Annotated in this window: 14 protein-coding genes; 4 read left to right on the top strand and 10 right to left on the bottom strand. The window is 36.1% G+C overall.

The genetic code is table 11. The annotated features are described in order from the left end of the window. Positions 1 to 258: 258 nt before the first annotated feature. A complete protein-coding gene (locus CF596_RS11615; RefSeq protein ID WP_001180106.1) occupies positions 259 to 678 on the top strand; it encodes an SMI1/KNR4 family protein in 420 nt (139 codons plus the stop codon). Between the two features lie 183 nt (positions 679 to 861). Here the strand turns inward: CF596_RS11615 and CF596_RS14795 are convergent, their stop codons facing one another. The 4 genes from CF596_RS14795 to CF596_RS11595 form a co-directional block, all read right to left on the bottom strand. Then, entirely contained in the window at positions 862 to 1,005 is a 144-nt protein-coding gene (locus CF596_RS14795) for a hypothetical protein (RefSeq protein ID WP_171324994.1), read from the bottom strand. Between the two features lie 21 nt (positions 1,006 to 1,026). Continuing rightward, positions 1,027 to 1,581, bottom strand: a complete 555-nt coding sequence (locus tag CF596_RS11610) for a plasmid replication DNA-binding protein (protein ID WP_096902545.1) — start codon at positions 1,579 to 1,581, stop codon at positions 1,027 to 1,029. Beyond that, complete coding sequence (repM, locus tag CF596_RS11605) at positions 1,574 to 2,530, bottom strand: replication initiation protein RepM (protein ID WP_096902544.1); 957 nt, start codon at positions 2,528 to 2,530, stop codon at positions 1,574 to 1,576. Before repM ends, CF596_RS11610 begins: the two co-directional genes overlap by 8 nt. Before the next feature lie 637 nt (positions 2,531 to 3,167). After that, positions 3,168 to 3,545 (bottom strand): hypothetical protein, encoded by a 378-nt coding sequence (locus tag CF596_RS11595; protein ID WP_001227386.1) that lies wholly within the window; start codon positions 3,543 to 3,545, stop codon positions 3,168 to 3,170. Positions 3,546 to 4,167: 622 nt separating this feature from the next. Here CF596_RS11595 and CF596_RS11590 point away from each other — a divergent pair. Beyond that, positions 4,168 to 4,419: a hypothetical protein gene (locus CF596_RS11590; protein ID WP_004969151.1), complete on the top strand. Its 252-nt coding sequence runs from the start codon at positions 4,168 to 4,170 to the stop codon at positions 4,417 to 4,419. 23 nt (positions 4,420 to 4,442) lie between these two features. On the opposite strand, the gene CF596_RS11585 is transcribed toward CF596_RS11590, so the two are convergent. The 3 genes from CF596_RS11585 to CF596_RS11570 all read right to left on the bottom strand — a co-directional run bounded on the left by CF596_RS11585 (position 4,443) and on the right by CF596_RS11570 (position 5,953). Beyond that, positions 4,443 to 4,757, bottom strand: coding sequence for a BrnA antitoxin family protein (locus CF596_RS11585; protein WP_096902543.1), 315 nt, complete (start codon positions 4,755 to 4,757; stop codon positions 4,443 to 4,445). Next, positions 4,720 to 5,031 (bottom strand): BrnT family toxin, encoded by a 312-nt coding sequence (locus tag CF596_RS11580; protein ID WP_096902542.1) that lies wholly within the window; start codon positions 5,029 to 5,031, stop codon positions 4,720 to 4,722. Before CF596_RS11580 ends, CF596_RS11585 begins: the two co-directional genes overlap by 38 nt. Positions 5,032 to 5,311: 280 nt before the next feature. After that, on the bottom strand, positions 5,312 to 5,953 hold the full coding sequence (locus tag CF596_RS11570) for a TetR/AcrR family transcriptional regulator C-terminal domain-containing protein (RefSeq protein WP_004787586.1): 642 nt from the start codon (positions 5,951 to 5,953) through the stop codon (positions 5,312 to 5,314). A gap of 65 nt (positions 5,954 to 6,018) precedes the next feature. Here CF596_RS11570 and tet(39) point away from each other — a divergent pair, with 65 nt between their 5' ends. Next, the gene (tet(39), locus tag CF596_RS11565) at positions 6,019 to 7,206 is read left to right on the top strand and encodes a tetracycline efflux MFS transporter Tet(39) (protein WP_087551687.1); all 1,188 of its coding nucleotides are present in this window, start codon (positions 6,019 to 6,021) and stop codon (positions 7,204 to 7,206) included. Positions 7,207 to 7,356: 150 nt separating this feature from the next. Here tet(39) and CF596_RS11560 read toward each other — a convergent pair whose 3' ends face one another. Continuing rightward, positions 7,357 to 7,656: a hypothetical protein gene (locus tag CF596_RS11560; protein WP_227515244.1), complete on the bottom strand. Its 300-nt coding sequence runs from the start codon at positions 7,654 to 7,656 to the stop codon at positions 7,357 to 7,359. A gap of 293 nt (positions 7,657 to 7,949) precedes the next feature. Between CF596_RS11560 and CF596_RS11555 the strand changes: the two genes are divergently transcribed. Beyond that, positions 7,950 to 8,561 carry a recombinase family protein gene (locus CF596_RS11555; RefSeq protein ID WP_015060246.1) on the top strand — a complete coding sequence of 204 codons (612 nt, stop codon included), beginning with the start codon at positions 7,950 to 7,952 and terminating at the stop codon, positions 8,559 to 8,561. Positions 8,562 to 8,750: 189 nt separating this feature from the next. On the opposite strand, the gene CF596_RS11550 is transcribed toward CF596_RS11555, so the two are convergent. Both CF596_RS11550 and msr(E) read right to left on the bottom strand, forming a co-directional pair. Further along, complete coding sequence (locus CF596_RS11550) at positions 8,751 to 9,635, bottom strand: Mph(E) family macrolide 2'-phosphotransferase (RefSeq protein WP_000155092.1); 885 nt, start codon at positions 9,633 to 9,635, stop codon at positions 8,751 to 8,753. A gap of 55 nt (positions 9,636 to 9,690) precedes the next feature. Continuing rightward, positions 9,691 to 11,166: an ABC-F type ribosomal protection protein Msr(E) gene (gene msr(E) / locus CF596_RS11545; protein WP_000052512.1), complete on the bottom strand. Its 1,476-nt coding sequence runs from the start codon at positions 11,164 to 11,166 to the stop codon at positions 9,691 to 9,693. Positions 11,167 to 11,680 lie beyond the last annotated feature (514 nt).

Here is an 11,680-nt window from a genome sequence, read left to right as displayed (position 1 = left end):
TTGATTAGGTCACCTCTATCAGGCTGTACCAAAAGATCTTGCTGAAGTTGACGATATTCCTCATCAGATACAAGGTCTTTAATTTGCTTGGTAAAGATGCTGGTTTCAATAAATAACATGGACTCTTTATACGTCAATGGCGTATTTGAATTTTAGCAGTTTCCATAACAAAAAACGAGAGCTGGTAGATCTCGTTTCGCATAACAGCCATTATGTTAAATTGTAGTAAGAACTTTAATGCGATAGAGCAGAATGTATATGCAAAATAAGCTTGATAACATTATTCAAGAATTAAAAGAACTATCTGGGAATAGTCGTCTAAACATAGAACTACCTGATGATATTTTCATATCTGCTTATGAACGAAAAATAGGTTTTATTTTTCCAAAAGATTATAAAAAAGTTTTGAAAGAGATTAGCAATATCTTTTATGGAACAATTGAATTAGCGTCTCTTACAGATGAGAAAGAATGCTATCGAGGGCTATCTCAGATATTAAATGATGCTAGGGAGCAAGGTCTGCCAGAAGATTGGCTACCTATTTGTGAAGATAATGGTAGTTATTATTGCCTATCTCCTAATCATAAAATTAGATATTGGACAGCAGATGGATATAGCGATGAGCAGTGGGAAGATTTAGCAGATTGGATCAAGCAAGTTTGGATAGATGGAAATTAAGAATTTCTAAAATTAACATAATACACCTTATACGAAATGTGTTATAATTTTTCTTAGAAATCAATGCTGTAGTTTCTAGTTTATAGCCCAATCACACCCGATTGGGCTTTTTTTATGACTTTTCACGTTCCACGCCTATTATTTCATCAATGTTCCACACTTTTGATTAGCTCAATTGAATAATCAGGATGCCTGGTCTTTTTCTTTTTGGCGTTCATCCCTCTCTTTTTTGAAGGCACGTTGATCTATGATGCTGGCCATGATCATGATCGGAATCCCAACAAATAAAAAGGCAATACCTTGCAGGATCTCTTTCAGTTTTTTCATACGTAATGCTCCTTGGGGAGCTTAGTCTTCATCGAATACCGCACTCAGTACTCGCCCAAATAAGCTACGCTTTTTTCTTGTCTCATGATGTGTCTGTGATACGTTTTTTGGTGCTCCACTGGTATGTCTCGTTACTGTGTCATGAGATAATGAGTTTGGCTCTATGCTTTTATTTTCAATACTTTCACTTGAGTCATCATTGTTGTCGCAAGGTGTTTCATTGAAATGTCTATTTGGTGTGTCATGAGACATTTTTTCTTCTGACTCTTTATGTCCTAGCAACAATTGGAAGCGGTCTATTTGGTCTAAATAACGTTTTTCTCTATCCTTGTATGATTCAATCTCTTTTCTCATGAAGTCAACCAACTGACGCAAATCCGCATCATCTTTGGGTGAAGTTATTACTTGGTTTGGCTCGTGCTTTTTAATTGGCTCTCCAAAGCAACGAATAACTTCTACGACATCAAATAGGCCATCTGCACCACGACTGATACGTCCTTCCTTTATAGCTCTATATAACGTTGAACGACTAACATTAAAGCGGTTAGATACCTCACTGAGTGATAACTTAGCCATTCATAGTGTCCTTTTTCGTTGATGTCATGTATCCCACTTTTTTTAAGTATGGATATAGTTCTTTAAATTGTTCAGGATTTTGCAACATCTCTGCAATACGTACAGCAAATTGTTGGTAACTCTCTGTACCATGCGAATATTTCCCCATTTCTGGAAGTTCTGAAAGCTTATGAGCAAACATATGTCTTTGAGCATCTGTCATTTTAGATGCTAAATAAACGGCATTATCAATATTATTATTAACTTGGATTAACTCTTCTTTATGTTTAAAACTAAATTGGAAACCAGAGATAGATCTACCTGATTTAAACTGTTCATACTTTACAACAATATCCGTTAACTCATTGATTTGTTGAATTGCGGGTTCTAATACACGATTTTTAAAATTAATCATCTTCTGATATTCATTTATTTCTAAACCTAATTTAGATCTGAAATCAGCTATATCAATGATTGGTGTTCTTCCTGTACTTTTCCATGAAATCAATAACTCATATAAGCGAATAGCATACTTACTCGTTAATTGAGCAACCTGTTTTAATTGATAACTTGTAAATTGTTTCTCTAATCTCGTAATTAAAGGCACAACATCTGGAGCGAAGGTCACTTCTAAGATTGCAAGATCATCTACGTATGAAATTCTACTTACCCAACGAGATTTGACTACAATCTCTTTGTCTGTATCAGCATGATTATCTTTGAAGGAAAATTTTCTTTCAAAAAGATTATGTACAGCATTTTTTAAAGCACTATATGCTGCTTCTTTTGTGACATTAAAGCGAGTTGCATAATCAGAGGCATGAATCTCTAACTTGCTATCAGAAGTAATACCTTGTCCAGTTTCTCTGGCTCTAATAATAGATAATAAGATAAGTCTTTGTTCTGTAACTTCTAAATTATAACTAGCATTAACAAGAATATTATCTTTTACAATTAAATCGTTTTTCATAAGAGTAGAATTATTTCTTTTGTTGAGACTACATTATCACTCAATGTAGTCAAAAGCAAAGAGATTGTAGTCTTATAGCGAAGAGATTGTAGTCTTATAGCGAAGAGATTGTAGTCTTATAGCGAAGAGATTGTAGTCTTATTAAGGCTGAAACCCTTTATTCATAAGTATTACAGCTTACCTAAAAGCATTAAAATATTAAAAATAATTAAAAACATTAAGCATGAAAAATTGCCCTTGGTTTTCGCTACGCTCAAACTCTATTGAACTTCGCTTACGCTCAGTTCGAAGGGGCAATTTTTTGGTTAATCCATTGATAAATTTAAAAAAAAGCAAAAGCAACTCGGAATTCGCTTCGCTCATGAGTTTTTTTATGCTCGCTTCGCTCGATCTAGACTCAAATAAAATCTATTCGCACCCTTCGGGATGCTCTGTATCTAAGTTTTTGAATCACAGGGAGAGCTTGTAATCAGAGAAAAAACATAGTGAGAATTTTAATAACAATACTTCGCTCGTAGACACTCGCTAAAATGCGTTCTTTTGCTGTTTAACTGACTTTTAAACCTACCTATGGGGGAACCTCATCTTTTTTGGAGTTAGGGCTTATAGAAGAGAATAGAAAGATATACAGATATATTTAATCTACATTTGGTTCTGACTCACTCATTAATCGAGCAATAAAAAGTTGTCCACGATCTCGAAAACTCATGTTTTCTTGTGTTCTGCCAACTTTAGTCAGAGTAGGCTGCAGCGAATCTTCTTTATGAGATGTATCTACGTTTTTCAAATGATCGTCTGAATACGTATGGGTGGCTGTCAATTTTTCCGATGTATTCATAACAGAATTTAATTCTTTTCTATACCGGTAAAGATAGCTTCTAAAAGTATTGAAACTTAAGTCTAGTTGATGGTTGTCTTTGAGATCCAAAATAACGTCAGTATATGGATAGCCTTTCTCTAACATAGAAATGATATGAGGGTACTTTTCTTTAAAAATCCCAAATTTTTTTCGCATTCTTCATCCTCATCTTCTGTAATTCACTTAGGTACTTAAAGGGTAGCCTGGAAGGTTATTTGTATATTATTTATATACTATTTGCACACAGAGTGCATAAAATTAGTTTTTTTGCAGTTGATTTGCATACAAAATGCATAAATTTTGCATAAATATTTGTAGCCTAAGATGCTAGGAAACTTGAAATAAAATAAGATATTGATTTTATTGGTTATTTTAATGACGCTTTAAAATTCAATAATATTGAATTTTTGGTTAAAAAATATTCATTTTTTAATACACACCATACGCACCTTATCAGGATGCCACGAAACCCATATACAGCAAGGCTTTCAGCGATTTTATGATACTTAATTGAATTGACACAACATGACACAAAATCAGAATTAACTTTAATAAAAATAGCTATTTAAAAAAGATTTTCCACACATTGACACGCTTTGATTTTGGACAGGAAAAATTAGGTGGGAAGTATGCTGCTATTCTCGACTAGAAATGTCCTATCTGGACATTTCTGCTCGTGGCTTACACTCAAATTTCGTATAAGAGATTTTATGTTAAATAAGACTATTAAGATCAGTTATAATTATCCAATAAGTGATTAAAAATAATAAGGTAATTTATGTCTACATGGGTGTGGGTACTTATTTATTTGGCAGTTAGCTTAATGTTCAAATGGATTATTTCATGGGGTGGAGCTGATTATATTAAAGGCTGGAAGAGTATCTTTTTCTTAGATATGGAATCAAGCTCATGGAATGAAGAACAGCTTAGAGCTATGGCTTTGTTTCTATGGATAGCATTTACCATTCTTTTTATTATAGGTTTAATTTACCCCGAATTTAGATTCTATAAGCTTAAAAATAGTTTGTAAAAAACGGAGCTTAAGCTCCGTTTTTATGGGTGATTTTTTAAATCATTCAGCATTGCATCACGTAAAATCTTATTCATACGTGTCTGATAGCCTTTGCCTTGTGCTTTTAGCCATTGCATGACATCTGCATCAATGCGTACTGTAGTCACTTGTTTAGTTGGCTTATAAAACGGATTTTGGACAGCATTTTTCCAAAAGCTTTCATCAAGTTCAGGAATGTCGGAAAAGTCTATTTCACTGTCTGCGCGTTTAGCCAGAGCTTCAAGTCTTGCCTTTTGTTCTTCAGACAAAACAGGAGGTTTATTCAAATCTACTTTGTACGTAACGGTTTTGCTCATACTGTTTCCTCTCTTTTTTCTCTGCCTGTCGTGCCGAAATAATGCGGATATGATCCATCCCATTATGGTCTTGTACTGTGTGGGCCACCAATAAAACAGCTTGCCCATGTACCATACCTATCGCTTGCCAACGATATTCACCATTTTCAAAGCGATCCTGTTTATATAAGGCATGAGCATCGTAAAAAACCAATGTCGCATCTTCAAAAGCTATACCATGCTTTTTAAGGTTTATTTCTGCTTTATGCTCATCCCATGAAAACTCAATTTCCATAGTTGCATCGCTTTTTGTTAATATAAAAATGTTAATACAAAATTGTAACTTTTGCAAAGTTCTTCCATTTTTTATTGGCAAAAGCTTACAGAATCGAACATAAAAAAGCCGACTTGTTTCAAAATCGGCTTTTTGCTCATTTTTAGATTTTTCTGGTTTTATTAAGTGTCTGATATTTATATTAATATACAAGTGTATTGCGTATAACCACCATTATGTTAAATAATTAAGGATAAAAGCTTTATTACTAAATAGAACAGTTGCTTAAAGCAGTATAGAGTTAAGTTTGCATTTTAATATCAAGTTGTCTTTCAGCACCGATAATCACCATACGAATCCCATTTTCAAAAATGTCATCCGCATTCATATTTTGTAAGGTATTCACTCCTTGGAGCATGAGTGGATATATAGTTGGATCGGCTTCGAATGGTGGGTCTGATCTTATTTCTTCTTGCTGCTCCTCAAGGACCCACCCAACAATAAACCTTCCTAATGTCATAAGTAATGCAACTGCTTCAACAGGAGAAAACCCAGCATGAGATAACAGCGCAACTTGGGCCTCAATCGTGTTGAAATGTCCTTGACTGGGGCTAGTTCTTGCATGTAGACGAGCACCATCACGGTAAGCTAGTAGTGCTCGACGAAAGCTTACAGAATTAGCGAGCAACCAATCTTGCCATGTCATCCCATCGATGGGTAAAGAAACTAAATGGTGTTCATTTATAATGGTTTCCGCCATTGCTTCCATTAACAAGGATTTATTCTTGAAATGCCAATATAGAGTTGGAGATTTAATACCCAATCGTTGAGCTAGCTTGCGTGTGGTTATTGAATCTATGCCTTCTTCATTCAACATATCCAATGCGGTACGCAGGACTATTTCACGTGTCAGACGTTGAGGTGCAATATCTTTTTTACTCATAAATCTATCACTGATAGGGAGTGTGTGAGAGAATATTAATTCTATCATTGCTAGAGAAGGCATTTGTGAAGAAATCATTGAGCGTGATTTTAATCACTATATTTCTGGATGCTGTTGGGATTGGTTTAATTATGCCGATCTTGCCTGAATTATTACGGTCATTGGCTGGAGCTGAAGCAGGCGGTGTTCACTATGGTGCTTTATTAGCTGTGTATGCTCTGATGCAGTTCATTTTTGCACCTATCCTTGGAGCGTTGAGTGACCGATTTGGACGTCGACCTGTATTAATTATTTCAATTGCTGGTGCAACGGCTGATTATCTCCTAATGGCTGCTGCTCCTTCTCTATTGTGGCTATATATTGGTCGTATTTTTGCGGGAATTACAGGTGCCAACATGGCTGTTGCAACAGCTTATGTTTCAGATATTACTCCAGCCCATGAGCGTGCAAAAAGGTTTGGTCTCCTTGGAGCTGTCTTTGGTATTGGGTTTATAGCGGGTCCGGTAATAGGTGGAGTTTTGGGTGAATGGAACTTACATGCACCGTTCTTTGCTGCTGCTTTTATGAATGGGATTCTTTTAATAATGACAGCAGTCTTATTAAAAGAATCAAAACACAGCAATAAAATGACTGAGAAGGTTCAGGAGCAATCAATATTAAAGAAATTATCCTATTTGATCACTCAACCTAATATGGCTCCATTGCTTGGTATCTTTTTAATTATCACATTGGTTTCACAAGTCCCCGCAACTTTATGGGTTATCTATGGGCAGGATCGTTATGGCTGGAGTATATTTATTGCAGGTGTTTCCCTTGCTAGTTATGGAATATGCCATTCTATTGCACAGGCTTTTGCTATCGCCCCTATGGTAAAGAGGTTTGGAGAGAAAAATACGTTGTTATGTGGAATAGCTTGCGATGCAATTGGTTTACTTCTTTTATCTATTGCTGTTGAAGAATGGGTGCCTTTTGCGTTGTTACCATTGTTTGCCCTTGGTGGAGTAGCCGTTCCTGCTTTGCAAGCAATGATGTCCAGAGGTATTAGTGATGAAAGACAAGGTGAATTACAAGGGCTATTAAGCAGTTTTAATAGTCTGGGGGCTATAATTGGTCCTGTATTAGTTACTAGCCTCTATTTTATGACTCAGGCATCAGCTCCTGGAATGGTATGGGCATTAGCTGCAATACTTTATGTAATCACCCTACCCTTATTGCTTAAGTATCGCCTGAATAAATATTCTGGAGTTCCATAAAATATTTAATTTATTGGTTTAAAAACTAATGGATTCTATAGTTTATCTAAAATTAACATAATACACGTTATACGAATTCCCAAGGCATGGCTTTTAGTCATGCTTTTTTTATCAAAAGACTATAGTTTTTTCTTTCTGCGGTCAGCTCTGCTATAGCTTCGATAGCTCTAACGGATCGTTAAAAATAAAATCGCGTCTATCAATAAAAATTATGCCTTTGTTGTGTCGCTTGATAGAACGCTTTGCTTTGTCAAAGTCATGAGCATCCCAAAAACCATCGCCAGCACATAGAATCAATGGGTGCTGCCATTCCGCCATCTGTGCCAGTGCTACGACTTTTTGAGTCCCGCTGTCTGCTTGCCAGCGAACAAAAATAATGGACTGCGCGGCTTTTATTAATCTACACGCATTTTTTGATAATCTCGATTGAACGCTCATTAAAATATCCATATCCTAAACTTTAGGATATTATATCAACTAAATAGCAACTAATCAGCAATTAAATAGCAACTAAATTAAAATGATGGTCCCTCAAGGTCATCCTTTGTTGAAGTAACAACTGTTTCAAATTGGTTATAAAAGTGGGGCAAAGTTCCCGCTCTGCCCCTACAACCATGACTAGTGTTCTATCATTGGACTATACCTGAATGATAGCGAGCCAAATCGCATACAATATCTATCATTAGACTTAATGCAATAATTAAATGATAGTATTATCATTAATCTAATAGAATTAAGATTAAATGATAGAAATGAATACACGTATTTATCTACGAGCTTCAACTAAAGATCAAGATGCAGAAAGGGCTTTGCAGATTCTTCAGGATCTAAACCAAAACTTGAATTTGGGTGAAACCATTGTGTACGTGGAAAACTATAGTGGTACGAAGTTAGACCGACCTGAATTGAATAAGCTACTGTCAGAAGCAAATCAAGGTGACACATTGTTAGTTGAAAGTATTGACCGCTTATCACGCCTAACCCAACGAGATTTTCAAGAGCTGAAGCGCAGGATCCAGGAGAAGGGACTTCGTTTAGTCGTAGCAGATCTTCCTACTACCTACCAAATGATTCAAACCAGTGACAGCATTACTCATTCAATCTTGGAACTCATCAACAATATGTTGATTGATCTTCTGGCAACAATGGCCCGCCTAGACAATGAGAAACGTATAGAACGTATTAAGCAGGGCCTGGCACGTTCGGGTTACAAACCAACAGGCAAGAAGGCAAATGAGGCTAAACATAAACGAATAAAAGAATTGCTAGTAGTTGGCAATATGACTAAGGAAGAAATTGCCAAAGCAGTGAATTGTGGAGTTGCAACTGTCTATCGAGTTGCTAAAGTTATCTAAAAGAGGCTTATCTCAACGCGCCCCCAATGGGGCACCGCTGCATTCAGGTTACTTCACATAAGAAATTTTATGTTAAATGATTGTTAGAAATGCCCCTTGATCGAGGCATTTTCTATAAAGAATACTAAAAACTAATTAAAGCCAACCAAGTTTCAAAACAAGGCAGTTCTCAGCAATCATATTTTTAAATTATATAACTCCCAACTGAGCTTTTGCTCCAACGATAAGGCTTTCATTTTGAGTTTCTAAGGCAAATAAACCATACATCAAAGGAGAGGCCGCTGCTCTTTCTAAAGTCTGTTCATATAGTTTATTCCAAACTTTACCCCCTAGTTTTTCATACTCGATGATTAGAGTTTTGAGGCTTTCTTCTCCAAACAAAGTTACATGCCCAGCAAAATCAATCGCTGGGTCATCTATATGGGCTGTTGACCAATCAATAACGCCTGAAACAGCTCCATCCTTTGAAGCTAGTACATGCCCAGCATATAAATCGCCATGTATAAATTGGGTGAAATCTGCCCATAGAACATCATTATCCAACCATTTTCTGTAGCGGGTTTCCAATTGCTCACTTATACCAATTTCAGATTTTACTAACTGCAAATTGTTTGCTATTTCAGGTCTTAAATCTGAAGGTTTCATAATTTTCAAATCATTTTCCCGAACTTCTTTTTCAGGAATACTATGGATTTCAAATAAGGTTTTTGCCAAAGATGTTATGTATTTCGGGCTATCTTTGTCCATATTCCAAATTATTTCATAGGTTTCAGCATCCAAATTTAAAACAGGATTATCTTTAAGTATGGGATAAGCCACTAATTCTGTAGATGAAATTCTCCAATCAGGAACCTCTACAGAAAGATGTTTTTTTACCAATTCTAAAATGCGTTTTTCTTTCTTGATTTGTTCCCTCATGCCATCACGACGAGGAATACGCAGCAACCATTGTTGCCCCTTTGTATCAAGAGCAAAAACGACCTTAAAATCAATGCCCATTTCATTGAAATTCATTTTGTCCGTAAGCAACAAGCCGTGTGCTTCAGCAAGTGATTGAATATCTTGAATTGTCATTTTTAATTTCCTTTAAAGAGTTCAATAATTAATGTTCGGATTAGATTGGCTATCATTAACAATCTCTCTCAAAAGTCTTGATGATTTTGTGGTCTTTGATCTCGTAGATAATGTCAGCAATATTATCGACCAATTGCTTGTCATGAGATACGAAGATAATAGTTCCTGCATAGGACTTCATCATTGTTTCTAATGCGGCAATACTTTTTAGGTCAAGATAGTTTCCTGGTTCATCCATAAGCAAAATATTATATTTTCCTAAAAGCATTTTGGATAAAAGCAGTTTGATGATTTCACCTCCCGATAAGTCGGATAAGTTTTTTTGAATATCATTCGCTCCGATCCCCATTGAAGCCAATACTGCACGAATTTCCGCAACTGTGTACTCGCACTCTTCCTGCATAAAGGAGAGCACAGATTTATGCGTGTTAAATTTATATCCTGTTTGTGTAAAGTAGCCAATTTCAGCTTTTGGAGATATGGTTAATCCATCAGCACGTTCTGATATCATTTTTAACAAGGACGTTTTCCCTGTTCCATTCGATCCAGTTATAGCGACTTTAGCGCCAAGCGGTATTATAAAGTTAGCGTCATCAAAGATAGTACGGCTACCAAATTTTAAGCTCAGACCATCTGCCGTAATCGGGAACTTATTGTGCAGTTCTAGGGCTGAACTTTGACGAAAACGAATAGAACGCAAATGCTCTGGTGCTTGAATATCTTCTAATGCAGCCAAACGCTTTTCCATACTCTTAGCTGCCTGATACAGTTTTCTTTGCTTGGTGCCAGTCATTTTTGCATGCCCAAGTCGTCCAGCACTTTCGGTAGAGTTTTTGGATTTTTCTCCTTTTTTCTTATTGTCTAATCGATTAGCTTGCTGGCGTTTTTCTTGCACAGCAGATTCTAATCGCTCCCGTTCCTTCATCATCAGCTCATATTCTACGGCTTGGTGTTGTCGCTCTTCTTCTTTTTGACGCAAGTAATCCGAGTAACCACCCCAATATTCCGTAATTTTACCGTCTTTTAACTCCCATATCTTGTCTACAACCATATCAAGAAAATATCGGTCATGACTGATAACAAGTAATGCTCCATCAAATGCTTTAAGTTGACCAATAAGTAGATCTATTCCATTGAGATCAAGGTGGCTGGTTGGTTCATCCGCTAGAATGCCATGTACTTGTTGGGAAAATGCGGCAGCAATTTTTGCACGAGTTTCCTCTCCGCCACTCATTGTGTCGTTTTGTACATTGGAAACACCAAGGCGAGATAACATTGCCCGGTCTTCGACCGTTTCTATTTCGATTCCGCCCAGTTGGCTGATATGTGCAAAATCACCAAAACGCTGTAATGTCGCTTCGGCTAAAACAATTTCGCCATTAAGTACTTTGAGTAAACTACTCTTTCCTGCTCCGTTATCACCCACAAGACCAATACGGTCATAAGAGTGAATTTCCAATTCATCAATATCCAAAACATCACGCCCAGCATAATCCAAGCGTATGTTTCTCGCTTTAATAATTAAACTCATTTTTATTTACTCCTGTTTAGCTCTTGAAATTTTTTATGCAGCAAACAGGATTTAGGTGAAAACAAAAGCTAGCATCACAGTGTCCTCCCAAAAAAAAAGCTATTCATCCACAGGGTGGACAAATAGCTAGTCAATTAAGTTATAACTGGAAACTATGCACTAAAAGCATACTTATAAATTAAGCATACTTTTACTTTATATATCCGCATATATTCTTAAAGACACAACAAAAGCCCACCATTATAAAATAGTGTCACTATGCAAATAGTTGTGTCTTAACGAATGCGGATAGAATGCATAAACTTACCTAAAAAATAAAATTCAGTTTTATGATAACTTTACTGTTAAAAGAAGTCTAGACAACCTTGTTTTATGCTTGGATATAAGGCTTATTTTAAAATAATAGTAGTGAAGATTTTCTAAAATTAACATAATACACCTTATACGAAATAAAAATGGGAGCCTTAAGCTCCCATTTTTTAAGTAATTTTTTCAAATAAGGCTTGGGTGAGCA

It is taken from the genome of Acinetobacter sp. YT-02, from assembly GCF_002412355.1.
GTDB lineage: Bacteria > Pseudomonadota > Gammaproteobacteria > Pseudomonadales > Moraxellaceae > Acinetobacter > Acinetobacter towneri.
Note: the sequence above shows the minus strand (reverse complement) of the source record. Positions and strands in the feature narration are given on the sequence as shown.